The sequence below is a fragment of the Pseudomonas sp. Choline-02u-1 genome (assembly GCF_002836515.1).
Taxonomy (GTDB): Bacteria; Pseudomonadota; Gammaproteobacteria; order Pseudomonadales; family Pseudomonadaceae; genus Aquipseudomonas.
On sequence record NZ_PJBC01000061.1, the window covers coordinates 119,445 to 144,317 of the forward strand.

Annotated in this window: 24 protein-coding genes; 8 read left to right on the forward strand and 16 right to left on the reverse strand. The window is 56.1% G+C overall.

The window, feature by feature from the left end; all coding sequences use genetic code 11:
• Positions 1-53: 53 nt before the first annotated feature.
• On the reverse strand, positions 54-941 hold the full coding sequence (locus tag CXF97_RS18295) for a lysophospholipid acyltransferase (protein ID WP_024014955.1): 888 nt from the start codon (positions 939-941) through the stop codon (positions 54-56).
• 41 nt (positions 942-982) lie between these two features.
• A complete protein-coding gene (gene tag, locus CXF97_RS18300; protein WP_101159708.1) occupies positions 983-1,540 on the reverse strand; it encodes a DNA-3-methyladenine glycosylase I in 558 nt (185 codons plus the stop codon).
• 81 nt (positions 1,541-1,621) lie between these two features.
• On the opposite strand from tag, the gene glyQ reads away from it, so the two are divergent.
• The 4 genes from glyQ (at position 1,622) to CXF97_RS18320 (ending at position 6,033) form a co-directional block, all read left to right on the forward strand.
• Positions 1,622-2,575 (forward strand): glycine--tRNA ligase subunit alpha, encoded by a 954-nt coding sequence (gene glyQ, locus CXF97_RS18305; RefSeq protein WP_101159852.1) that lies wholly within the window; start codon positions 1,622-1,624, stop codon positions 2,573-2,575.
• Complete coding sequence (gene glyS, locus CXF97_RS18310; protein WP_101159709.1) at positions 2,572-4,626, forward strand: glycine--tRNA ligase subunit beta; 2,055 nt, start codon at positions 2,572-2,574, stop codon at positions 4,624-4,626. The genes glyQ and glyS overlap by 4 nt, the downstream gene beginning before the upstream one ends.
• A gap of 4 nt (positions 4,627-4,630) precedes the next feature.
• On the forward strand, positions 4,631-5,170 hold the full coding sequence (gmhB, locus tag CXF97_RS18315; protein ID WP_178081215.1) for a D-glycero-beta-D-manno-heptose 1,7-bisphosphate 7-phosphatase: 540 nt from the start codon (positions 4,631-4,633) through the stop codon (positions 5,168-5,170).
• A gap of 83 nt (positions 5,171-5,253) precedes the next feature.
• Positions 5,254-6,033 (forward strand): 1-acyl-sn-glycerol-3-phosphate acyltransferase, encoded by a 780-nt coding sequence (locus tag CXF97_RS18320; protein ID WP_101159711.1) that lies wholly within the window; start codon positions 5,254-5,256, stop codon positions 6,031-6,033.
• Between the two features lie 167 nt (positions 6,034-6,200).
• Here CXF97_RS18320 and CXF97_RS18325 read toward each other — a convergent pair whose 3' ends face one another.
• Positions 6,201-7,736 (reverse strand): HAMP domain-containing sensor histidine kinase, encoded by a 1,536-nt coding sequence (locus tag CXF97_RS18325; RefSeq protein WP_101159712.1) that lies wholly within the window; start codon positions 7,734-7,736, stop codon positions 6,201-6,203.
• A 164-nt stretch (positions 7,737-7,900) separates the two neighbouring features.
• Between CXF97_RS18325 and CXF97_RS18330 the strand changes: the two genes are divergently transcribed.
• Positions 7,901-8,620, forward strand: coding sequence for a response regulator transcription factor (locus CXF97_RS18330; protein ID WP_101159713.1), 720 nt, complete (start codon positions 7,901-7,903; stop codon positions 8,618-8,620).
• A gap of 563 nt (positions 8,621-9,183) precedes the next feature.
• On the opposite strand, the gene CXF97_RS18335 is transcribed toward CXF97_RS18330, so the two are convergent.
• From CXF97_RS18335 to CXF97_RS18390, 12 genes are all read right to left on the reverse strand, one after another.
• Entirely contained in the window at positions 9,184-10,002 is an 819-nt protein-coding gene (locus CXF97_RS18335; RefSeq protein ID WP_178081216.1) for an AraC family transcriptional regulator, read from the reverse strand.
• 166 nt (positions 10,003-10,168) lie between these two features.
• Positions 10,169-11,152 (reverse strand): quinone oxidoreductase, encoded by a 984-nt coding sequence (locus tag CXF97_RS18340; RefSeq protein WP_101159714.1) that lies wholly within the window; start codon positions 11,150-11,152, stop codon positions 10,169-10,171.
• Positions 11,149-11,745 carry a LysE family translocator gene (locus tag CXF97_RS18345; RefSeq protein WP_157830911.1) on the reverse strand — a complete coding sequence of 199 codons (597 nt, stop codon included), beginning with the start codon at positions 11,743-11,745 and terminating at the stop codon, positions 11,149-11,151. The genes CXF97_RS18340 and CXF97_RS18345 overlap by 4 nt, the downstream gene beginning before the upstream one ends.
• 20 nt (positions 11,746-11,765) lie before the next feature.
• A complete protein-coding gene (locus CXF97_RS18350; RefSeq protein WP_157830912.1) occupies positions 11,766-12,509 on the reverse strand; it encodes a thioesterase II family protein in 744 nt (247 codons plus the stop codon).
• Positions 12,502-12,894: a cupin domain-containing protein gene (locus CXF97_RS18355; RefSeq protein ID WP_101159717.1), complete on the reverse strand. Its 393-nt coding sequence runs from the start codon at positions 12,892-12,894 to the stop codon at positions 12,502-12,504. The genes CXF97_RS18350 and CXF97_RS18355 overlap by 8 nt, the downstream gene beginning before the upstream one ends.
• A 1-nt stretch (position 12,895) precedes the next feature.
• Complete coding sequence (locus tag CXF97_RS18360) at positions 12,896-13,510, reverse strand: LysE family translocator (RefSeq protein WP_101159718.1); 615 nt, start codon at positions 13,508-13,510, stop codon at positions 12,896-12,898.
• A gap of 17 nt (positions 13,511-13,527) precedes the next feature.
• Complete coding sequence (locus CXF97_RS18365; protein WP_157830913.1) at positions 13,528-14,961, reverse strand: class I tRNA ligase family protein; 1,434 nt, start codon at positions 14,959-14,961, stop codon at positions 13,528-13,530.
• Between the two features lie 53 nt (positions 14,962-15,014).
• A complete protein-coding gene (locus CXF97_RS18370) occupies positions 15,015-15,245 on the reverse strand; it encodes an acyl carrier protein (protein ID WP_101159720.1) in 231 nt (76 codons plus the stop codon).
• A complete protein-coding gene (locus tag CXF97_RS18375; RefSeq protein ID WP_218239551.1) occupies positions 15,239-16,210 on the reverse strand; it encodes a chlorinating enzyme in 972 nt (323 codons plus the stop codon). The genes CXF97_RS18370 and CXF97_RS18375 overlap by 7 nt, the downstream gene beginning before the upstream one ends.
• A 37-nt stretch (positions 16,211-16,247) precedes the next feature.
• On the reverse strand, positions 16,248-17,798 hold the full coding sequence (locus CXF97_RS18380) for an amino acid adenylation domain-containing protein (protein WP_101159721.1): 1,551 nt from the start codon (positions 17,796-17,798) through the stop codon (positions 16,248-16,250).
• Between the two features lie 22 nt (positions 17,799-17,820).
• A complete protein-coding gene (gene dmpG / locus CXF97_RS18385) occupies positions 17,821-18,816 on the reverse strand; it encodes a 4-hydroxy-2-oxovalerate aldolase (RefSeq protein WP_101159722.1) in 996 nt (331 codons plus the stop codon).
• On the reverse strand, positions 18,813-19,703 hold the full coding sequence (locus CXF97_RS18390) for an acetaldehyde dehydrogenase (acetylating) (RefSeq protein WP_101159723.1): 891 nt from the start codon (positions 19,701-19,703) through the stop codon (positions 18,813-18,815). The genes dmpG and CXF97_RS18390 overlap by 4 nt, the downstream gene beginning before the upstream one ends.
• 136 nt (positions 19,704-19,839) lie before the next feature.
• Here CXF97_RS18390 and CXF97_RS18395 point away from each other — a divergent pair, with 136 nt between their 5' ends.
• Positions 19,840-20,385, forward strand: coding sequence for a hypothetical protein (locus tag CXF97_RS18395; protein ID WP_256589865.1), 546 nt, complete (start codon positions 19,840-19,842; stop codon positions 20,383-20,385).
• Positions 20,386-20,439: 54 nt separating this feature from the next.
• Here the strand turns inward: CXF97_RS18395 and CXF97_RS18400 are convergent, their stop codons facing one another.
• Complete coding sequence (locus tag CXF97_RS18400) at positions 20,440-21,069, reverse strand: HAD family hydrolase (RefSeq protein ID WP_101159856.1); 630 nt, start codon at positions 21,067-21,069, stop codon at positions 20,440-20,442.
• A gap of 137 nt (positions 21,070-21,206) precedes the next feature.
• Here CXF97_RS18400 and CXF97_RS18405 point away from each other — a divergent pair, with 137 nt between their 5' ends.
• Both CXF97_RS18405 and CXF97_RS18410 read left to right on the forward strand, forming a co-directional pair.
• Positions 21,207-22,202, forward strand: coding sequence for an AAA family ATPase (locus CXF97_RS18405; RefSeq protein ID WP_101159724.1), 996 nt, complete (start codon positions 21,207-21,209; stop codon positions 22,200-22,202).
• Positions 22,203-22,221: 19 nt separating this feature from the next.
• Positions 22,222-24,714 (forward strand): S8 family peptidase, encoded by a 2,493-nt coding sequence (locus tag CXF97_RS18410; RefSeq protein WP_256589867.1) that lies wholly within the window; start codon positions 22,222-22,224, stop codon positions 24,712-24,714.
• The last annotated feature ends 159 nt before the right edge of the window (positions 24,715-24,873 follow it).

Genomic DNA, 24,873 nt, shown 5'->3' on the forward strand with positions numbered 1-24,873 from the left:
CAGACAGCGCAAGGTGACGCCGTCTGCATCAGCCGCCAACCTGTCGCAGCGGCTCAGTACCAGCGCGCTTCGCCCGGCGGACGCTTCTTGAAGCGCTTCATGCTCCACATGTATTGGCTCGGATACGCCGCCACGTAACGCTCGACCACTTTGCTCATCGCCGCGCAGGACTCGGCGGTATCGGTGCTGTACATGGCTTCGGGTGCGGCTTCGAGGATCACTTTGTAGCCCGAGCCGTCAGGCAGGCGCAGAGCATGCAGGAACACGCCGACCGCTTTGCCGCCGGCCAACATGTTCGGCACGAATTTGCTGGTCAGTGCCTGAGTGGCGAAGAAGGGCACAAAGATCCCGGCGGATTCGGCCGGCTCCGGATCGGCGGGAATGCCCACGGCACCACCTTTGCGCACTTCCTTGATCACGCTGAGAATGCCTTCCTTGGTCGATGCGGCGACCTTGTTGCCCAACTGCACGCGCTGTTTTCGCAGCAATTCATCCACCGCCTTGAGCTTCGGCGGCCGATAGAAAATGATCGGTTTGCACTGACTGCAGTAGAAGTGGTTGAGCACTTCCCAGTTGCCCAGATGGCTGGTGATGCCGACCACGCCTTTGCCCGAAGCGAGCGCATCCTTGAGCACATCGAGGCCTTCAACTTCGCGAACCAGATCGATCGAGCGCTGCGCCGGCCAGATCCACGCGCAGGCGCTTTCGGTCAGCGACTTGCCGATGTCTTTCAGACTCTGCCCGACCAGACGCTCACGTTCGGCCGCATCCATCTGGGGAAAACACTTGGCGAGGTTGATCCGCACCACGTCGCGGGAACGGTTGGGGGTTTTCCACATGATCCAGCCAATCGCCGAACCCACGGCCTGCACGGCCCGCCATGGCAGCAGGGCAAACAGCCGCAGAGCGCCTACCAGCAAGGCGCCTTTAAACTTTTCCACAGGTCACTCCTGATCTTTGTGCTGTGCGCGAGGCGGGCATTCTAACCGGCGTTGACCAACTGCGCGTAGCGGTCGCAGTCCTGGGTGTGGTCCATGACCATGCCCGAGGCCTGCATCAGCGCGTAGCAAATGGTCGGGCCGACGAACGTGAATCCGGCTTTTTTCAGCGCTTTGCTCATCGCCAGCGCTTGGGGGGTGATCGCCGGAACTTCGCTGCGATCCTTGAAGTGATTGATGATTGGCTGGTCGCCTACAAACGACCAGAGCAACGCCACCGGATCCTCCAGCGCCAGCCACGCCTGGGCATTACGCCGCGCGGCGTTGAGCTTGAGACGATTGCGGATGATCCCCGGATCGAGCATCAGTTCGTCGATTTCGGCGTCGCTCATCTGCGCGACACGCTGCACATCGAAGCCGAACAGCACCTGGCGATACCGCTCGCGCTTGCGCAGCACAGTGATCCACGACAGCCCGGCCTGGAACCCTTCGAGCAAAAGCAACTCGAACAAACCCTGCGCATCGCGTAGCGGCGTGCCCCACTCCTGATCGTGATAGGCCATGTACAGCGGATCTTCGGTACACCAAAAGCAGCGTGGCATAAGGCTCCAGGGGGCGTGCGCAGCAACGAATCGGGTATACTCCCGCTCTTTAAATCGCAGCCCAAGAAACAGGTGAATTTCGTGAGCCAGCCTACGCCAGCCGTGCGTACCTTCCAAGACTTGATCCTCGCGCTCCAGCAATACTGGGCCGAGCAAGGTTGTGTGGTACTTCAGCCCTACGATATGGAAGTAGGCGCCGGCACTTTCCACACCGCGACCTTCCTGCGCGCCATCGGCCCGGAAACCTGGAACGCCGCGTACGTGCAGCCAAGCCGCCGTCCGACTGACGGCCGCTACGGCGAAAACCCGAACCGTCTGCAGCACTACTACCAGTTCCAGGTGGTTCTGAAGCCGAACCCGGACAACTTCCAGGAACTGTACCTGGGCTCGCTCAAGCACGTCGGCCTCGACCCGCTGGTGCACGACATCCGCTTCGTCGAAGACAACTGGGAATCGCCGACCCTCGGCGCCTGGGGTCTGGGCTGGGAAGTCTGGCTCAACGGCATGGAAGTCACCCAGTTCACTTACTTCCAGCAGGCGGGCGGCATCGAGTGCTACCCGGTAACCGGCGAGATCACCTATGGTCTCGAGCGACTGGCGATGTACCTGCAAGGCGTGGATTCGGTGTACGACCTGGTCTGGGCTGACGGCCCGTTCGGCAAAGTCACTTACGGCGACGTGTTCCACCAGAACGAAGTGGAGCAGTCCACCTACAACTTCGAACACGCCAACGTCGACAAACTGTTCGAACTGTTCGACTTCTATGAAAGCGAAGCCAAGCGCCTGATCGAGCTTGACCAGCCGCTGCCGTTGCCGAGCTATGAAATGGTGCTGAAGGCGTCGCACACCTTCAACCTGCTGGATGCGCGCCGGGCGATCTCGGTGACTGCGCGTCAGCAATATATTCTGCGCGTGCGCACCCTGGCGCGTTCCGTTGCGCAAGCCTATCTGCTGGCTCGCGCCAAGCTGGGCTTCCCGATGGCGACCCCGGACCTGCGTGACGAAGTACTGGCCAAGCTGGAGGCTGCACTATGAGTGCGCAAGATTTTCTGGTTGAACTGGGCACCGAAGAACTGCCACCCAAAGCTCTGAACACTCTGGCTGAAGCGTTCCTCGCCGGTATCGACAAGGGCCTGCAAGCCGCCGGCCTGAGCTACGAAAGCAAAACCGTCTATGCCGCGCCACGTCGTCTGGCCGTGCTGATCACTGCGCTGGCCACTCAGCAGCCGGATCGCAGCATCAACCTCGATGGCCCGCCACGTCAGGCGGCGTTCGACGCTGACGGCAATCCGACGCAGGCCGCGCTGGGCTTCGCCAAGAAGTGCGGCGTCGAGCTGAGCGAAATCGATCAGAGCGGGCCGAAACTGCGCTACAGCCAGAACATCGCCGGCAAGCCGACCGCGAGCCTGCTGCCGACCATCGTCGAAGATTCGTTGAACGACCTGCCGATCCCGAAACGCATGCGTTGGGGGGCGCGCAAGGAAGAATTCGTGCGTCCGACCCAATGGCTGGTGATGCTGCTCGGTGATCAGGTCATCGACTGCACGATCCTTGCGCAGAAGGCTGGCCGTGATTCCCGCGGTCACCGTTTCCACCATCCGGACGCCGTACGCATCGGTTCGCCGTCGAGCTACCTCGCCGACCTGCGTGCCGCTTACGTACTGGCCGATGCCAACGAACGTCGCGAAATCATCAGCAAGCGCACCGAAGAACTGGCGACCCGTCAGGAAGGCACCGCGATCGTGCCGCCGGCGCTGCTCGACGAAGTGACCGCGCTGGTTGAATGGCCGGTGCCGCTGGTGTGCTCGTTCGAAGAGCGTTTCCTCGACGTACCGCAGGAAGCGCTGATCACCACCATGCAGGACAACCAGAAGTACTTCTGCCTGCTGGATGCCGACGGCAAGTTGCTGCCACGTTTCATTACCGTGGCCAACATCGAGAGCAAAGACCCGCAGCAGATCATCGCCGGTAACGAGAAAGTGGTACGCCCACGTCTGACCGACGCCGAGTTTTTCTTCAAGCAGGACAAGAAGCAGAAGCTCGAAAATTTCAACCTGCGCCTGCAGAACGTGGTGTTCCAGGAAAAACTCGGCAGCGTCTACGACAAGGCCGAACGTGTTTCCAAACTGGCCGCCTACATTGCCGCGCGCATCGGCGGCAACGCCTCGTGGGCGGCCCGCGCCGGCCTGCTGTCGAAGTGCGACCTGGCCACCGAAATGGTCGGCGAGTTCCCGGAGATGCAAGGCGTCGCCGGTTACTACTACGCCCTCAATGACGGCGAGCCGCAGGACGTCGCGCTGGCATTGAACGAGCAGTACATGCCACGCGGTGCGGGTGCCGAATTGCCGGCGACCCTGACCGGTGCAGCTGTGGCCATCGCCGACAAGCTCGACACCCTGGTCGGCATCTTCGGTATCGGCATGCTGCCAACCGGCAGCAAAGACCCGTATGCCCTGCGTCGTGCCGCGCTGGGTGTGCTGCGTATCCTGATCGAAAAGAAACTCGATCTCGACCTGAACGACGCCGTGGCTTTCGCCGTGACTGCGTTCGGCGGCAAGGTCAAGGCTGCCGGCCTCAACGAAGCCGTGCTGGAATTCATCTTCGACCGTCTGCGGGCGCGCTATGAAGACGAAGGCGTGGACGTCGCCACTTACCTGTCGGTGCGTGCTCTGAAGCCAGGCTCGGCGCTGGACTTCGACCAGCGTGTACAAGCGGTGCAGGCCTTCCGCAAATTGCCGGAAGCAGCAGCGCTGGCGGCGGTGAACAAACGTGTGTCGAACCTGCTGAGCAAAGTCGAAGGCTCGGTGCCGACCGTGGTCGAGGCCAAGTATTTCGACAACGCCAACGAGTTCTCGCTGTACTCGGCGATCCAGCAAGCGGATCAGGCGGTTCAGCCAATGGCCGCGGCGCGTCAGTACAACGAATCGCTGGCGCGCCTGGCAGCACTGCGCGAACCGGTCGACGCGTTCTTCGACGCGGTGATGGTCAATGCCGACGACGCCAATGTGCGGGCCAACCGTTACGCGCTGCTGGCACGTCTGCGAGGTCTTTTCCTCGGCGTTGCCGACATTTCGCTGCTGGGTTGAGGGACTGCTGTTGAAACTGCTGATTCTCGATCGAGACGGGGTGATCAATTACGACTCCGATGCCTATATCAAGTCGGTAGAGGAGTGGATTCCGCTGCCCGGCTCGATCGAAGCGATCGCGCAGTTGAGCAAGGCTGGCTGGACGGTGGCGGTGGCCACCAACCAGTCAGGCATTGCTCGTGGCTATTACGACCTCGCCACCCTCGAGGCCATGCACGCGCGCCTGCGCGAGCTGGTCGCGGAGCAGGGCGGTGAAGTTGGCTTGATCGTGTACTGCCCGCATGGCCCGGACGAAGGTTGCGATTGCCGCAAACCGAAACCCGGAATGCTCAAAGCCATTGCCGCGCATTACACGGTGCCGTTGACTAACGTCTGGTTTGTGGGCGACAGCCTTGGTGACCTGGAGGCCGCCAAAGCCGTCGATTCACAGCCAGTTTTGGTGAAGACCGGAAAAGGCGAAAAGACTCAGGGCAAAACCCTGCCGGTTGGCACACTGATTTTTGACGATCTGGCGGCGATTGCCGCAGAACTTATCCACAACTAGAGTACTTCTGAATTTCCTGGCCAGGGATTGCTCGGGAGTGCGCTTGAACAGTCGGGCATTGCCCCGTAACGGTAACCGTCGCCATGTCGATACTGCGGGCCTTCAGAATTTTTCTTTTTTATCTGCTGCTGGGCACAACAGCGTTGCTGTGGTGCAGCCTGAGCTTTTTCATCGCGCCTTTTCTGTCCTTCAAGGCGCGTTATCGTTTCATCAACGTATATTGGTGCCGTTGCGCCCTGTGGCTGACCAAGGTGTTCCTGGGCATCCGCTACGAAATCAAAGGCGCGCAAAACGTGCCAGACCGGCCCTGCGTGATTCAATCGAACCACCAGAGCACTTGGGAGACATTCTTTCTCTCCGCTTATTTCTCGCCATTGAGCCAAGTGCTCAAGCGCGAATTGCTTTATGTGCCGTTCTTTGGCTGGGCCATGGCCATGTTGCGCCCGATCGCCATCGACCGCGACAACCCCAAAGCCGCACTCAAACAAGTGGCGGCCAAAGGCGACGAACTGCTCAAGGACAACGTCTGGGTGCTGATTTTCCCGGAAGGCACCCGAGTCCCTTACGGTACCGTCGGCAAATTCTCCCGCAGTGGCAGCGCATTGGCAGTGAATGCGGCACTTCCAGTGCTGCCGATTGCACACAATGCCGGCAAATTCTGGCCGAAAATCGGCTGGGGCAAACAGGCTGGAGTGATCACCGTAGTCATCGGCGAACCGATGTACGCCGAAGGCAGCGGGCCGCGCGCCATTGCAGATCTGAATGACCGTGTACAAGCGTGGAACGAGAAAACCCAACGCGAAATGGGCTCACTGCCCCCGGCGCCCCAGGCACCGGTCGCGAACGATCGACTGGCTGTCTGATTTTTGTGGATAACCTGTGTACGCTTTCGTCGCAATTGGCCGCAATCGCTCCATAACTTATTGATTTTTCTCTATATTTCTAAATCGAAAAGTTAGGCTGAATCCGTGCATAAGTTTTATTCGGATGTAAAAAAACCGGCTGTTATAGCCGGTTTTTTTGTGCCTCTTCATTCTGCAATCAGCGGCAAATCGATCCGGAACGTGGTGCCCGTATCAACCACGCTGTGGCACTCGATCACGCCACCATGATGATCAATAACAGCCTTGACCATCGACAGACCCAAGCCCACGCCGTCAATGCCCTGGGCCGAGGAGAAGCGTCGATACTGGCTGAACAGGTCAGGCAATTCATCGGCGGCAATTCCTTTGCCCTGATCCGTCAACTCGCAGCGCAGCCACTGCCCGTGACAACTGACCTTCAGTTGCACAATGCTGTCTGCCGGGCTGTATTTGATTGCGTTCTCCAGCAGGTTGAACAGCGCGCGCGTCAGCAAACCCTGATCGGCCAGAAGCAGCCGCTCCTGACATTCTTCATCGACATGATTGAGCAGCTCGATGCCTTTCTGCTGTGCGATGGGCAGGGCTTGATCCAGTACGTCCAATACCAGCATCGCGAACAGCGTCGGTCGGAACTGATAGGTTTCGGACTCGGCCCGTGCCAGCAGGACAAACCCATCGGTCAGATCCAGCGCGCGACGAACCTGGCGCTCGATCTGCTCGAATAAAGGCGCATCGGCGCCCGCCTGGTGACGGTGGACATCGAGCAGAGCGAGGATGGCCGAATGAGGCGCGCGCAGGTCATGGGAAAGAAAGCGCAGCAGAACGCCGCGTTGTTCCTCGGCGGCACGTTCGGCACTCAAGTCCGTCAGGCTGAGCAACCAACCAATCGGCGTATCGCCGTCCACCGGCAGCAGCGCCGCTCTTTCGAGACGCAGACTGCGCTCCTTGTGATCGCGAAATTCCAGCAGCGCCAGCGTCGCCAGCGCCGGTCGCGGGGCTGTGGATAATTCCGGATAACCGAGCCGTGCCAGTTGATCGAGTACGTCATCGCCCACCAAGGGATCTTCGAACAACTCGCGCGCCTTGCGATTGCCCAGCAGGATCTTGCCCTGCGGATCGCTGATCAGCGTTGCCACCGGCAGATATTCCAGGCCATCGGCAATGAAGCGTCGGGTATCGCGGGTGCGGCTCATGGCTTGTTCGAGCGCCATGATCTGGCCCTGCAACCGGTCAGCGCCGGTGAAGCGGGTCCGGCGTCGCTCCGGGAAGACTTTCGGTTCGCTGTCCAGACGTGCCAGCTCCCAGCCGAAGTAGGTCAGCACCACACTCAGGCGCCGCCAGTTCCAGATCAGGTAACCGAACAACATGCCCAACGCCGCAGACGTGGGCGACCACCAGTAACGGATCTCGGCAAGCAGGGCGCTGCCAATCAGCGCACAGGCCATGCCGATCAAGGTCACCCACAGCGCCCAACGCGGGCGCCACAGCAATAACCCCAGCACACACGCGACCATCACCACCGACAACAGCGCGCCGAGCACCGGCGATGGATTGTGCAGATTGACCTGAGCGCGATAAGACAGCAAGGCAGTCAGCGGCAACAGCACCAGACTTATCCACAACCATTCCTGAACCAGCCGCCGGAACAGCCGCTGTACCTGGCTCGGCACACGACTTTCAGGTCGACGTTGAGGCTTATGCATGGCGCAAACGGCAGGGCAGGGTGGATGATTTCATAGGTCTCAGGTCTGAGGCTCGGACTCGAAGAATCATAGCGGACACCGACCATCGACGGGCCGCTTCTTTCATAGCGGCTGTAGAGTCGTTATTGTCGACATCCCAGCCCCAGCGACAAGGAACACCGCCGATGCGCGTTGCCATTCTGGACGACGAACCCGCCGAACTGCGCCGGGTCGAGCAGACCCTGGAGCAAATGGCCGAGGTTGGAGAACAGCCGTGGTCACTGCACAGCTTCGAGCGCGGCGAAGACTTGTTGCGCTATCTGCGCCGGGAGACGTTTGACCTGCTGATCCTCGACTGGCAACTTCCCGACCTCACAGGTCTGGCGCTGCTGCGCTGGACCCGCGAACACATGGACGCGCCACCGGCGGCGATCATGCTCACCAGCCGCGACGGCGAGAACGATATCGTTCAAGCCTTGAATGCCGGAGCGGACGACTATGTCAGCAAGCCGTTTCGACCCAACGAGTTGAAGGCGAGGGTGGCAGCGGTATTGCGTCGGCATAGCCAGCCACGCAACGCGGCGGGAGAAGTACAGACGTTTCACGATCTGACTTTTGACGACGCCGAGTTAACCGTCACTCGGGAAGGCAAACCGATCCTCATGACGGAGCGCGAATACCGGCTGGCGCGGTGTCTGTTCAGCAATCTGGGTCGGCCGTTGTCGCGGGACTATCTGTATGAACGCTTCTGGCCGAACGAAGAGACGACGTCCTCGCGGCCGCTGGATACGCACATCTACCGGCTGCGCAACAAGCTGGGGCTTACGGCGGATCGGGGTTGGCAGTTACTGACGATTTATGGGTATGGGTATCGGTTGGAAAGTGTGGCAACCGGGAATGAATAAGCGGCAACGACCGGTAAGCTTATCAATCATGGAGAAGGTTTCGAGGCACTGACTGTGCACGCCGAGATCAATCGGGCCGGACGCTTATTGGCTTGCGCCATGTGTAATAGAGAAACACCACGGCCAGCAGGGTGAAGGGGACGGCAGTGACGGGAGCAAATCCTGAGACTATGTAGCCCGCTGTTCCACCCACGCCAATTGCCAATGCAAGAAAGAAGAAATCACTCTTTATATGTGAGCTTCGGATAACACTTTTTAGCATCTTCGTTTTCCTCCGCGAAGTTATACATCGCGATACTGTGCGCGCCGCGTGAATATTGTTTTGGCAGTAGTGACGTCGCTCGACGACAAAGCCCCCCGATTACCGAAGCGTAGGAGAACTTTTAAATTCTGGTTGATTCCAGAGGAAGTGGAAAAGCTGTGGGGCACTGGCTGCGACTGCGACTGCGACTGCGACTGCAACTGCAACAATATCGCAATTTGTGCAGTCACCATTTTGCGTGAGTATTCGCGAAATAACGGATCGAGAAAATCACAGTGCCCTCACACTCAGACCAACCTACTCAAATCAGATCCCTGTCCCTCGAGCGGCACCAGCGCGCAGGTGATACTCCGAATGCTTTTTTGAACTGCTTGGTCATATGGCTTTGATCAAAAAAACCTGCTTCAACCGAGGCTTCCACCAGCGACCTACCTGCAAAGATTGCGGCTTTTACTCGATCCAGTCGCCGCATTGTCAGGTAGCGGTGTGGACTTGTACCGAAGTAGACCCGATAGTCCTTGGATAAACTCCATTTGTCTCGCCCAGTACACTCGGCAAGATCATCCAGGCTGACTGGTTGCTGCAGATTATCGTTCATGTATTCACGAGCTCTATCGGCCGCCGTGAAACAACTGGCACCTGTAGCTGCACGCTCGCCACATACAGCCTGCAGCGTGGTGAAGAGTTGAAAGATAGCGTCATCTTCCTCCAGCGGATCAAGGGGGTCATCCAGCGCAGAGAGGATATTGTCAGTCGCAGCAGCGAACCGCGGATCATTTGAAATGCCCCCTTTCAGGAACGGCAGGGGCTTACCGTGCAGTACCTGTTGAGCCAGCTCTGGGGTGATATAGAGCATTCGATAACGGAACCCCGAATCGCTACCGGCATGGCCGTCATGCTCTTCATCGGGATGCAGGACAAGGGTTTCCCCTGGCAGGCTATTTCGATTTTCCCCACGATAGCGAAAGCTTTGCACGCCCGACAGCGTCCGGCCAATGGCGTAAGTGTCATGCCGATGAGGGTCAAAACCATGGGCGCTGAAAAATGCTTCCAACCGCTCGAGTTTTGAGGTGTGAGGCGAATGTCGTACCCAATCCTTTGGAGATGGAAGCTCAATCATGGCCGGTTCACCTGGCTTTTGAATATTCCTGACATAGTGCTGATCCTTAGCTGAATGGTCTAACGTCTGACGATTGGCAGGAAAACAAGCGTTTCCAGCTTTCAGGAAGCTAGCACCGCGCTGTCTTTTTTTGAAGAGCAGACTACTTCCCATCCGCAGCTTCAACCTAAGGTATGAGTACGATAGACCCCGTCGTGTTACGACTCTCCAACAACGCGTGTGCTCGCTCGGCTTCTGAAAGCGCAAAGGTAGTACCCACTCGAACCTTCATACCCTCACGCAGGCATTGGAAAAACTCTTCTGCAAGGCTTCGCAATACCGCCGAATCGCTGATGTAGTCGAACAATATGGGCCGACTGACCGTAAGTGACCCAGCGCGGGCCAGTTGCGCCAACGCCACGTTTTCAACGGGCCCTGATGAGTTGCCAAAACTGATGAGATGTCCGCATGGAGCAGTGGAGTCCAGCGAGGCCTGCCAAGTAGAGCGTCCGACTGAATCGTAGACGAATTTCGCCCCTTGAGCGCCTGTTAACTGCCGCGCCTGGTGAGCGATGTCTTCGCCAGCAAGGATCGTCGCCCAGGCTCCCGCCGAACGCGCCAATTGCGCCTTGGCTTCAGTTGAGACTACGCCTATCAGGCGGATGCCTTTGCGCTTGGCGTATTGGCATGCCAGCAAGCCCACACCGCCGGCTGCGGCATGAAAAAGAACCGTATCGCCGCTCTTCGGCTGACTGACCTTATTAAACAGGCAGATCGTTGTAAGCCCCTTCAGCAACCCGCCCGCGGCGGTTGTGAAACTGACATCGTCCGGCAGGTGAACCAGTCGGGTTTGATCTACACAGAGTTGCGTAGCATAAGCACCAAGCGACGATTGAACGTAAGCAACCCTGTCCCCGACCCGAAAGTGCGTCACATCCTCTGCGCATTCGATCACTGTACCGGCGCCCTCGGTTCCCAATCCTGAGGGCAATGCCGGAGGGGGATACAAGCCGGAGCGAAAATAGGTGTCGATAAAATTCACACCGATCGCCTGATTGCGGATTCTCACTTCTCCCGGGCACAACGGGTTGACGGTCGAAGACTGGTACTCAAGTACGGAAGGCGACCCGTGGGAATGGAAGATCACTCGTAATGCTTCATCAGTATTCATTCAAGTGCCGATAAGGTCAGGTAAATGGAAAACGAAAGCAGTGACAGCCCGATCAGCTTGGGCACGCAGAGCTGCATGGCATGGCTTGGTGCTGTCCGCACGACCTGCCCCAGCCAGGCCCAGGCAAGCCCGATCGGTACCACGATCAGGACAAAGGACAGCAGCGCCCAACTATAGAGTTGCGCCGTTCCATAAACTTCTCGTGGGAATACCGCAGAGGCAAACAGGAGGGCCTTGGGATTAAGCAGCGTGGCGGTCAGCAGTGACTTTGGGCTCACTGCCGGGCGGCGGGACCCGCTCGCCATTAGCTTCGTTGTAGCAATGCGCGCAGCCAGGTAAGCGAGGTAAGCCGCGCACAGTAACTTCACGGCTGTTCCCACACCCGGGTACCGTGCGGATAACGCTATGAGTACGAACCCCCAGGCGCTGATTGCAATGCTGTAGCCCAACGCTTCAGTGGCGATCAGCGGCAAAGTTCTGGCTGGGCCGCAGGTGTAACCGGATGTCATCAGCAAAGTGTTGGTAGGGCCAGGCATCATCAAAATCAACGATGCACCTGTGGTGATGTTGAGAAACACGTGAATGAAATCCATTTCAAAGGCAATCCGTTGAGTTACAAGGCGATAAAATTTCGCAGGCTTTCCATGACCTTCGGCAGGTTCTGACGAACGAAAAAGTGGTCGCCGGGAAACATTTGCTGGAAACAATTCCCCTTGGTTTTGCTGGACCATGCTTTTAAACCGGCGATCGGAACAGAAGGGTCGGCATCGCCGCCGATGGCAAGAACGGGTATCGAAACCGGATCAGCGTCAGCGAGATTGATGCTTTCTGAAAGGGCGAAGTCGCTACGCAGGGTCCTCAGGGCAATCGCACGTAAGCCCGGGTTTGCCGCAACTTCATGAGGAAGGCCTCCGAGCCCCATGATGTAGTCCATGAACTGCTCGTCAGTCATCGTTGATGAATGCAGTCGATCGGCGGGAGCTGCGGAACTTGCACACGCCGTAAGCGACACTATCTGCGCATCGGGATAAAGAGTGTCGCAGTGAGTGGTGAATTTATGCGCGATGCCAGCTCCCAGGCTGTACCCGAACAGGTGCAATGGCAGATCAAACAGATCGCTGGCAGCCTGCATCAATGGCGGTAAAAGTTCATTGATATCGGTGATGAACAACTCGCCGAAACGTGCTTCCCGTCCCGGAAGCTGTATGGCGCAAACTTCAATTTGCGGACCTAGTAGCGATTGCCAGTCCCTGTAGAACGAAGCGCTACCGCCGCCAAACGGAAAACAAAGCAATCGACTTTGAGCTGTCGGCTGCACGGTTCTCTGTAACCATCTGGTCGAGGATGGGCTACTCATCGTGCGCCTCGACCGGCGGCTCGAAATAGGCATTGCCATTCGCTGCGAACCAGTCGCGACGGGGCGGCGTAAACACGTCAAGGTCGACGGTGTCCTCCAGGCACTCTGCAGCGTGCGGAATATTGGCTGGAAAGTGCAGAACGTCTCCCGCGCACAAGATAGTGCTTTGTTCCATTTCCAGTCCGTAAGTGAAGCGGATTTTGCCTTTGAGGATATAAGTCATCTGTTCGTTGGGATGACTGTGATGCTTAACGATGGCGCCGGCCTTCATTGTCAGCTTGACCATCATCAATTCATTACCGCCGATGATCTGGCGGGCTATCAGGTCGCTCAACTGCTCTACCGGGACGGTGTCCCAATTGGTCACAGGCTGTTGCTTGTGCATGTCAGAGTCCTTGAGCATGAACGTAAAAGTCGTAGAGCATGAAGGCCGCGCAGATGGCCAGAGCGATGCCCATCAGTCGATTGAAGAAATTGAAGTAAGACTCCTTGGTGATTCGCTTGCCCAGCACTGCACCCAGCAACGAGTAAATTCCCGGTGCGCCGGCGCCGCCCAAAGCGATCATGGTCGATACAACCGCGATGCTGATACCGGTGACATGGGCAGCCGGAAACATCACAGTCGTGATGGGCAGAACCACCATCATCCCTTTGGGATTCAACGCCTGGATCAAAAAGCCGTTCCAGAATGTCAGTGGTTTATCCGCCGCCTGTGTGTCTTCAGTTTTCCCGGGCAAAACCACTTTTGAGGTAAACACCTTGAACGCCAGGTACAAGGTGTAAAGCCCCCCGATGAGCGCCAGATAGGGCAGTACGGAACGAGAAATCAACGCTTCGCCCGTGTAACCAAAAATAAGGAACAACGCGAACATCGCGCAGCCTACGCCGATGAAAAACCCGACGGTGCGGCGAAACTGTCCGGTAAGTCCGGCGTTCAGGCCCATTACATTGACAGGGCCGGGGCTGTACATGACGCTGAACGCGTAGAGGAAGATTTCCATGTCGTGATCTCTTGTTTTCAGGCCGATTCAAGGCCAAATGTAGAAAGAATCGAGGTGTAAGCAGACTGATCAATGACTTCGTCATTAGCGACCATCTGCTTTTGCCATTGGTAGAAGGTCCGGAAGGCCGAGACGGGATCGCCCTGAGTCAGCGCGGTAGTCACTTGAGCGGGGGGCAGGGCGCCGTTCTCTCCCAAACGAGTCGAAAGCTTCTGGCAACCATTGAGGAAGCTGTCGATCTGGTCGATTAACGCCTTGCGAATCACCAACACCTTTTCAGGTTCTTCGCCGACCAACAGCGCGAGATCCACCGCTGGATCGCCATCGCTGCGGCTACCGGCATACTCGACAGACTCGAGTAGCGTCAGCGGGACAAACGCCTCCAGGCCACCCAAATCAAAGATCAGTCCGGCAAGCACGCCTATGTTTTTCTTCTGGATTGCCGCATCGACCTGAAGATGATCCGGCCGGTGTGTAACCGTGGTCACCGCAGCCTGAAAACTCGGACTGAAATCCACCCGAACGGGTAATCCTTGTGTGGCGTCCGGATGAAAAGTCCCGTATTGGGGACTCCAATACAGCTCAGCCCTGTCTGGTGAAGTTTGCTCGATTCGGGCAATCACTTCGCCAGGTATGCGTTTATCTTCATGCAACCGGGCACTACCCTTGCGCAGAAGGACGTTGATCGTGTTGTTGTGGACGTCCATCGCGGGCTTGCCATCAAGCCAACCGGTGCGGATGGCGAAACCAGCTTTCAGCACCGGCGGGGTTGGCATCGAGTGCTCATCGACCTGCGCATCAAGAGAAAGAGCAAAGCGAATCGGCAAACCGACCTGCCTGGCGAACTCAAGATCGGTCTTGTTGTGAGCAGGATTAACCAGAACGGCACCTGTACCGAAGTCGGGTTTCACCCAATCGGCGACCCACACGGACATCAGATCGCCAGTCAATGGATTGCGGACATAGGCACCGGTGAAATAGTTGTCAGCATCGGGGCGTTCGGTCAGCCGTCGTGTGAACCAGTGATATTTGTGTACTGCGATGGCGCAGGCTGCCGTGCAGGAGCTCCAGTCCGTTACGAATACATCGATGGACTCTTGCGAATCGAACAGCTTCAGCGAACAAATTGCGCCTTGGGACTGACGCACACTCTTTCGAATTCGCGCGACGATCTTTTCCGACCAGAATGGAATCTGGGTCGAGATCTGCACCGCGGCATCGCTGGATGGGCCATAGAAGGCTTCGAATGAACCATCTTCGAGTGTATTGAAGTGCACTTGGCCGTTTTCCAGCAGCCGGTTCAGCTGCAGGCCCGCCTCGATCTTGTCGGCGGTGACCGGCGCGCATTGGGTTGCGCGGCTCATGAACGCGGCGAACAGCGAGCTGCGCTTGAAGCTCAAGTCGGCAGCGTCGCCGGTTTGTGGCTGCTCCAGCAATGCAAAGGTTTTCATCATCTTTTCTCCAGTTAAGCCGGTCCACGCAGCTGACGCAGACCGGCCCGGGGTTAGGCCGTTTGCTCGGTCAGCGTTGGTTGAATGGCCTTACTCAATTTGATAACCGAGGAGTTTCGGAACAGTGATTCCATGTTGATGTGAACTTTCAGATCGTCATGCAGTTGGCGTTGGATCTCGGCCATCATCAGGGAGTGACCACCTACGTCGAAGAAGTCCTCATCCACTTTCAGCTGCGGATAGTTCAGGACGTCTGCACAGATCTTGTGAATAGCGTTCAGCATGGAGTTTTCTCCTCTTTCGCAGAGAACGAGAACGCTTGCCCGCGGTTATTGGCGTTGCGAATTTTGTTGTGGTCGTAGGTGTCCTCACCGGAGACAAGCACCGTCGCGTAGTCGGCGAGGTCGAATGTTTCGCCGTGCGCGTTATACGTCTTCAGATCGGGATAAACCCGTACATGGGTCGGAACATAGCGACCGGAAATGGCCAGACGGGTTTGCCGTTCGGTGGTGTTGTCGTGAGAAGCGTGTGCACAGGACGCTGTGAAAATCACGCACTCGCCGGCTTGCAGCTCCATGTCCACCGGGTTTGCACTTTCAGGATCCCAGGATGGGTCGACCTTGAATTCGGAAAAGTCGTAACCGAAGAATCCGGTGTCGGTCTGGGTGTGCTGGTATTCACCGTTACGCCCCGTAGAGACGCATTTCTTCTCGTCGTAGTAATACTTTTTGTGCGATCCCGGCAGGAACCGCATGCATGCAGTCTCCTTCGTCGCGGGTGTGAACGCGGTCCATACCGTCAGATCGATATAGGCATTCCAATCTGTCTGAGTCGGGACAATGAGCGGATTGCCATCGGTGTAGCTGTAGTCACGAACCTGATGCCATTCGGTACCCCGGCCGCCAGGAAACTTCGCGAACCATTCCGAGCGCCAGCACAGCAGATCGGCACCCAGAATGCCGCGAAGGTACTTCAGAATTGTTGGGTGCATGATGTGACGGGACAATTCGGGGATATCGAAATGTCGGTCATAGTTCATGTTGTTGTCGTAAAGAATGTGCGAACGATCATGGTTCGCAGCGCGTAGTGCGCGCAGGATTTCTGCCGCTTCATCCGGTTCGTAAAGTTTGATCGGACCAATGAAGCCATTCTTTTCGAAGAATTCAATATCCTTCTGAATGTCATCAGTGATCACCGCGCTTGCAGGTAATCCAGTCGTTGCAGATATTTTTTGATCCATCTGACTCATGTGATGCTTCCTTTTTTGGATGTTGCGTACGCTTGGTTCAGGCCAGGCTCAACAGAGCCTGCCGATCAATCTTGCCGTTCTGGGTAAGGGGAAACTGTTTGCACGCCACATAGCGGCGCGGATGCATGTGGCGGGGCAGAAGACGCCCGAGCCGATGACCGATATCGCGGATCGGTGGAAGTGCGTCAGCGGTCGCGACGAAGGCAGTCAGCTCGGGATCCTGGTCAGGTACGGCTTGAGTGTTCAGGACAATAGCGTCCTCGGCAGTTGGCAAGGCGTTGCGAACTCCGTTCTCGATCTCGGACAGATTCACCAGCATCCCTCGGATCTTGATCTGGTTATCCCGTCTTCCCAGACACACAGATTTGTCCTCAGACAGGTGCCGAGCGTAGTCACCGGTGAAGTACGCCCGCTGTAGGACGCCATCGATGGATATTTCCCGAAAGCGTTCTGCCTGCAGGGTCGAGTTGTTCAGATAGCCTCTGCCTACCCCAATGCCGGAGATCACGATTTGACCGATATCACCGATCGAAACCTGTCGGTCGTCGTCATCAAGTATGTCTACCCGGCAGTTACCGACGGGGCTTCCCATCGGAATGCCTTCAACCAGATAGGACTCGTAGTTGGACATCGAATAGGACGTAGCCACATCGGTACACTCGGCGACACCATATTGGTGAATCAGCTTGCAGGCTGAGCCTTTTTTCCGCGCCCACTCCATCACCCGGGTGGCAGCCAGTGCTTCACCTCCGATGAACAAATGCCGTAGCGTCGCGAGACGATCACCCGCCTGGCCGGCCTGGATGATTACGTAGAGAGAACTTGGCGCCAGATGAATACTGCGAATCTGGTGACGCTCAATGAGGTCGACGATCTCGTACCCGTCGAACATGGCACTGCTCGTGAGTGAAATCGCCGCACCGCTGTACAGAGGCGTTACAAGGCTGCGCTGGGAAATGTCGAAACCGAATGCCGATACCAGGAGGCCGTTGGCTTCTTGGTCAAGGCGGTATTCGGCAACATGCCAACTGATCAGATTCGCCCAGCTGCGATGGGTGATCGCAACTGCTTTCGGAATACCTGTGGTGCCCGACGTGAATACGGTGTAGCAAAGATCATCTTCCTGGGCAGGCGACACCATCGCAGCGGCGCAAGGGGCTGCCGCCAGTTCCTGGCGCAAGGACTCGATCGCGACGACGGTAAGCGGCAAGTCCTGAAGCAGACCAGCGGCCTTTTCGGATGTAAAAATGAGTTTGAGGTTCGCCAACTGCTGAATCATCAAAGTCAGCCTGGAGGCGGGATTGGCGGTATCCAGTGGTACATAAGCGGCACCGCTTTTGAGAATGCCAATAATGCAGACCAGGGTTGAGACAGAGGGCTGAAGAAATATCCCGACGAGGTCTCCCGCTTGTATTCCTTGTTCACCGAGATAGCGAGCCAAAGCGCTGGTCTCGCGATCCAGTTGCGCGTAAGTCAGTGTTTCATAGGCACTGCGTACAGCAATCGCACTAGGTGTTTCAGTTGCCCAGTACGCTACCTTTTCATGAATCAAGGGCGTGCGAAGACCCTGCTTATCAGTAACAGACATCGACTTAATTCCTGAAATGAAGTCAGCTGGCAGTAGAAAGTCTGGCCGCGGTCTCGACGATGATGTCTTCCTGTCCAGCCACTAACTTGCGTTGACCCAACAATTGATAGAGCTGATATTCATCCACGCTGAACTGTTCCGCGGCGCGCCTTATATGCGGAGCAAACCCTGAGAACAGTCCGTAAATTCCGCTAGCGATATTGGCCGCGCCAATGTGCGGCGTCAGGCAATCGAGATACTGTTCCGAGGTGCGCGCCAGCCTGGCGATGGATTCGAAGGAACACTGGGTCCGATAGCCCAAGCGATTCAGCACGGCGATCAAAGTCTCCAGCTGCGTATTGCCAGCCCCTGCGCCAAAGCCCTTGATGCAAGCATCCAGCAGTTGAGCACCCTCCTCGACAGCAGCGAGCGAGTTTGCAACCGCCATGCCGAGGTTATTGTGCGCGTGGAAGCCAAGCTTGGTGTCGGTAAGCTCCTGTATAGCCTGAATTCGCCAGCGCACATCATCAGGGGTCAGGTAACCCGCACTGTCCATCAGGATAACGGCATCGGCACCATAGCTCGCCATGAGCGACGCCTGCTCGGCCAGCAAATCTGGTTCCGCCATATGACTCATCATCAAGACACCGTAGACGGTCTTGCCCTGATTCTTGACCGACTCGATATAGGGAGCGGTAATGTTGGCTTCCGTGCAGTGACTGGCTATACGGAAAATATCCACACCGACTTCAATAGCCATTTCAAGATCAGTCGACTTACCCAACCCGGGGATGAAGTGAATACCCAGACGTCCGTGTTGGATGGCCGATCTGGCAGTTTCAAGCATTTCCCGATCGTCAATGTTACTCAGCCCCAGAAGGGCCGAAGAACCGCCTAGTCCGTTGCCATGACCCACTTCAATTACATCGATTCCTGCAACGTCGGCCTGCTCGGCATATAGGCGAATCTGTTCTTTGGAGAGTTGGTGGCGGACAGCATGGTTGCCATCACGCAAAGTGCAATCAGTAATGGTAATCATGCGGCGCTACGCTCCCAGCAGGCAGAGTGGAATTCGGCTACTGCAATCGCGGCACAATTGATGATGTCGAGGTTGCCTGCATAGGCGGGAAGGTAATCACCGCTACCGCGCACCGTTACACTCATTGCCAGGTGGCCTTTCGACTCGATTGGTTCCAGTACCATCTGATAGCCAGGCACGTATTGTTGAACACGAGCAACCATCTGCCTGACAGTAGCCCGCACCTTCTCGATGCATTCGTAACGGCCCTTGGCAAATACCGTCGTCTGCATGTCGATGCCAGGTTTGGCCGGATTGATGTTCAGAACTGCCTTGGTTAAACCCGCACCGCTAAAGTGTCGTAACGCTTGCTCGGTGGTCAAAATGTATTGATTAATGTTTTCCCGCGTCGCGAGTCCGGCGCTGTCCGATGCGATGGTCGAAGCAACTTCGATGTACTCCAGAGATTCGAACGATTGAGCAATCGCGTACGCCAACGGAATACTCGCCTGGCCGCCACAAGTAACCAGATTCACGTTGCGTTCACTGGCGATGCTGTCGAGGTTGATCGAAGGCACGCAAATTGCGCCGAGCTTTGCCGGGGTCATATCAATCGCCAGGAGGTTAGCCCTGCGAAATACCTGATCGTTCATTCTGTGCGATTGAGCAGACGTCGCGTCGAAAACAATATCGAGCTCAGTGGCGTGTTGAGCCAGGAACTCAATACCATCTGACGAAGTAGCGATGCCCAATTCGCGGGCCCTAGCCAAGCCTTCGCTATTGGAGCTGCGTCCGATCACCATTCTGAGATCCAGATGATGAGAGCGCATCGCCTTGTACATCAGGTCGATTCCTATGCTTCCCGATCCGATTATCGCTGCGCGCTTGCGAGGTATTACTGATTCCATTTTTGCTGACTCCTGACCTGACATCCATCCCCGTTACCTCGCTCGGGACTCTGTTCCTCAGAGTCCCTAACCCGTTTAGAAACCTTAAGCCAGCAGGTTGGGGGATTGCTTGTACGTTCTTGGGTTCAGAGAGGAAATGGAGAAGATTCATCGGCGCAGGCAACCGAGCGCCCTCGTCCTTTGCAAACAAGGGAGCGGCTGGCGGGATCCTGCCGGTGTTGCTAGGGAGCTGTATGAGCATGCAGCAGCTCGCAGGCACACAGCCCCATCGGTTTGGTATGTCTTTGAAAAAGACAGTGCCGTGCTTCAGCATCTCGCAGAGCTGAGCATATGGTGGGGTGGCTCGCCTACTAGTGACGATCCATGGTTACTCTTGGCATATCTGACCCAATCAGGGAAGCTTGAGGTGCTTTTTGAGGAATACTTCTCCAATCTAATTGGAAGCGTGACAGCGGGCAGAGGTACCTTTCGGCCCAATGATCTGATCGTCACTGGAGAAGCTATGGATGGCAGCAAGGCCTCCGTTACTTCACCTTTAAGGAACATTCAGCCTATATCTGCACCGACGAAGCATCGCCCATACTCGGAAGTACTTCGAGAGCGCTTACTGGCAATTGCCGGGCAAGGAGATGCAACGTCGCCACAAATTGACCAGTTAGCTGCTATTGACCTGGGTCTCTGACCTGCATCGGCTAAACGTTACTGGTGCTGCACAACTGTAGATGTAACTGGGAGATCAAGCCGATCGGCTTTCAAACACGGCGTGCTTGAAAGCCATCAAATCGTGAAAGTCAGATGGCGATCCTGCTCCAGTCCGGTTTAGATAATGCCCTTTGATTCCAAGGGCTATTGGCCCGTCTCGATCACAACGCTGGGAATCCCCGATCATCCACACCTTGCAGGCGTCTACAGCCAGTTCAGTCAGCACTGTCTCGTAGATCCGCCGATCTGGCTTGAGCGTCCCTATCTCATAGCTGAAGCCGTAGCTCTCCAAGCCAGGAAAGATGCGCTTAACAGCCGCGCCATAGGGCCGGGCCAAATTTGAACAGACCGCCACTTTCAGACCACGCGCTTGCAGTGCCTCAATGCAGGCGAGGGCGTCGGCAAAGGGTTGGATACCGGCCAGCTCAGCGTCAAGCTCGGATTGGATACGTGCAAGCTCAGTCGGTGGCACATCAATGCCGAAGTGATCGGCAGCTTGCGCAAGGCTCCAAGGATGGCTCATGAGCGCCGATGCATCATCCGGCCTCGGACGCCGACCTTGCGCGATACCGAGCTTGAGAAGCTGACGAAATGGATGGCGCGCGTTCTCGATCCGTATGACGGTACCGAACGCATCAAAGATGACAGCTTGGACATGGCTCACACGCATACTCCCTCCAGACCATCGAACGTCACAGAATTTATCCCTAGTGAAAGCCAGCCTTTTGCTGTGCAGAAGCTACTTTTCTCCAAGGCAAAGCTAATCAAGCCTATAATGCAGGGCTAGTATGAGGTCAACCTATGGCAAGCGCCGATCAGCTCAAAGCCCTGCTCAAATCCCACATCACTGGTGATGACAGCCACTTCTTCTCCGTTGCGATGCAGGTGGCAGCGCACGAGGCAAAGCTTGGCCACGGAAAACTGGCAGAGGAGCTCAAAGCTCTGATCGATGCAGCGAAGGCTCGGCCCTCTTCAAAAGTACCGAACAAGACGATCCCTATCAGCCAACCACGTGGTGAGCTGGTCGGACTCCTCCAAGCCTCTTATCCACAAGCTCGACTTTCCGACATGATCCTGGATGACCAGGTTGCCATGCGTTTGCATCGGATCATCCAAGAACAGCAGAACCATACGAAGATCCGTGCCCATGGGCTTTCACCTCGCCGGAAACTGTTATTGGTCGGGCCACCAGGCACTGGAAAGACACTGACCGCCTCTGCATTGGCAGGTGAGTTGGGTGTCCCACTGTTTGTTGTGCGACTGGACGCCTTGATTACCAAATTCATGGGGGAGACCGCCGCCAAACTGCGCCAGGTATTTGATGCCATAACGGAAGTACGGGGTGTCTATTTTTTCGACGAGTTCGATGCCATAGGTTCGCAACGTGGCCAAGCCAATGACGTCGGAGAGATACGCCGCGTGTTGAATAGCTTTTTGCAAATGCTGGAGCAGGATCAGTCCCACAGCCTGATAATTGCGGCTACAAACCACCCCGAGATTTTGGACTATGCACTGTTCCGACGGTTTGACGACATGATTCAGTACGGACTTCCTGAAGCCGCTCAGATCATCGCTGTGCTAAAAAATCGTTTATCCATCTTTAAACCGAAACGCTTGGCTTGGTCGAAGCTCGCCGATAGGGCAATAGGTCTGAGCTATGCCGACATCGCACGGGCGGCAGACGACACCCTCAAAGATGCAATTATTCATGATCGGGTATCAATTACGGATGCTGATATTTTTAAGATGTTGGAAGAGCGGAAGCTGATCAGTAAGAAAATACTAATCGACAAATAATTCAAAGAGCGGTATCGCGATGACGGATCAACGCAGAGAAAACCTCCCGCACCTGTTTCCCCAGAATACTTCATCCCCAGAGCCGTTCACTTCCCATCGCGTTCCAGTAAAGCCTCCACCGCTACCTGTTCGTGACCGTGCCCTACACGGCAATGCTTTGCGCGAACAACTCCAGCAGATCCGCCCAATTGCGGAACAGGCAAAAGAAGAACAAGCGGCACTTGGCATTCCAGACGGCGTAGGCCTTCGCATTCAATTTGAAAGCTTTGCTGATGTCAAACTAGCCTTTGAAAGTTTGGCGAATAAACCCAATGGGATCGAGCTTCTCAATTATAAAGAAGAAGGAGACAAAGGCTTTGCGACCGTGTTCGTCCCGGATGGCAAGCTCGATTATTTTGAACGGGTCATCATCGAGTACCTCGATGATCGTAAAGGTTCTACAGGTCGAAGCCTTGACCATAAAGCCCTAGTCAACACGATTCAATCCATCCACGTGGCTCAACTAGAGGCGCTGTGGACGGATGCTCCAGCATTTTTTCCTACAGACGAAAACGAGATTATATGGTGGGAGGCTTGGTTACCCGTCAGGGATAATCGCGACCTGGTAGCTGCAGGCTTCATGCAGGCCGCTCAGCTACTTGGTATTCGAGTACTGGAGGGAAGGCTTAATTTCCCAGAACGAACAGTGCTGACAATACAATGCAGCAAAGCACAACTACAGCAGTCAGTTCTGACTCTTAACAGCATCGCTGAACTACGCAGGGCAAAGGAAACGGCAGATTTTTTTGATTCGTTTACACCTGCAGAGCAGCACGAATGGGCTGCTGAACTTCTAGGCAGAACAACCTTCACCGCCTCAGAGCATACTCCGCACATCTGCATCCTTGATACGGGTGTGAACCACGGGCACCCACTTTTAAATCCAGCACTTGTGGAACCAGACCTTCACACTATCGAGCCGGATTGGGGTATTGATGATCGCCATGGCCATGGCACCAGCATGGCTGGACTAGCCCTTTATGGTGATTTAACCCATACATTAAAATCAGCGGAACCTCTGATCATTGAACATCGCCTTGAGTCTGTGAAGCTGCTACCAAGCGACGGAGCAAATGCTGGAGATGAGAAGAATTTCGGGTTCAATACAGTCGAAGCTGTATCCAGGGCTGAGATAACTGCGCCCCGAAGAACACGATTGTTCAGCATGGCAGTTACTACCGTGGACGGTCGAGATCGGGGCCGCCCGTCATCCTGGTCATCGGCTCTCGATCGGCTTGCCTTCGACGCAGATGCACAGGGAGCAAGCCCACGACTATTCGTTGTATCGGCAGGTAACATTCGAGAATCCAACAAATGGATGGACTACCCAAGTAGCAATACATTGATGGGTATTTGCGACCCTGCACAGGCTTGGAATTCATTAACTGTCGGAGCGTTTACCGATCTAGTAGAGCTCGCACCAGGCTTGAGAGCTGTCGCCGCACAGGGAGGCCTGAGCCCATTCAGCACAACGTCGCAGAACTGGATCAGCCATTATCCCCTGAAACCAGATGTGCTCTTCGAGGGAGGCAATCTGATCCATGATGAGCTGCTTGGCCCTGCCACCGCAGGGGAGCTGTCACTGCTGACCACTCATAATCGCCCAGTCGACCGCCATCTGACATTGGCCACTGCCACCAGCGCCGCGACCTCGCTTTGCTCCCGGATGGCAGCTCAGCTAATGGCTGCGTACCCAGGGCGCTGGCCTGAAACCATCAGGGCATTGATCGTTCATTCTGCTGAATGGACTGATGCGATGAAGCAGATGTTTCTTCCGCAAAATCGTAATCCAACAAAACAGGATTACGAACGTCTGGTTAGGCATTGTGGCTTTGGCGTGCCCAGCCTGGATCGAGCTAAATGGAGCGCATCAAACTCGCTGACGCTGGTTGTCGAGGACACCCTCCAACCCTTTAAAAAGTTGAGAGGGAAAGACCCCTCTCCACGAGAAATGCACCTGCACGAGCTACCCTGGCCCAAGGATGAACTTGAAGCATTGGGGGCAACCGACGTTGAAATGACCGTTACGTTGTCCTACTTCATCGAACCTAATCCATCCGCCCGTGGAAGGTCTCGCTATCGATATGAATCCCACGGTCTTCGCTTCGACGTAAAACGTCCGACGGAAGATGTGCCTCGGTTCAGAGCCAGGGTAAATGCCGCTGCGCTTGATGATGAAAATGGAGTGCCGAACCAAGACAATGATCCGGCATGGATTCTAGGCAAACAGAAACGCCATCGTGGTTCACTTCATCAGGACACTTGGAATGGCACTGCAGCTGAGCTGGCAAGCCGTGGCTATCTTGCCGTGTACCCGTCATTGGGATGGTGGAAAACCAGAGGAGCCTTGGAGCGGTATGACAGCCCGGCACGGTATGCGCTGATTATTTCGATCAAAGTCCCGGAGGTTGATACTGATATTTATAGTGTAATCGCCGCGAAGATCGCTCCCGAAAATGTCGTTCTGGTGTGACGATATAATCCGCGAAGGCTCGTGAAAGGAGCCTTTTGCCTAGTTGGACGAATTTTGGGCTCAGCCCAAGCTCTGTGGGCCGAAATTTGAGTCACTGTGAATTACGACAGCGTTGTTGCCATAGGTGCTCTTGAGCTCAAACAGCGACCAACCTCGTTC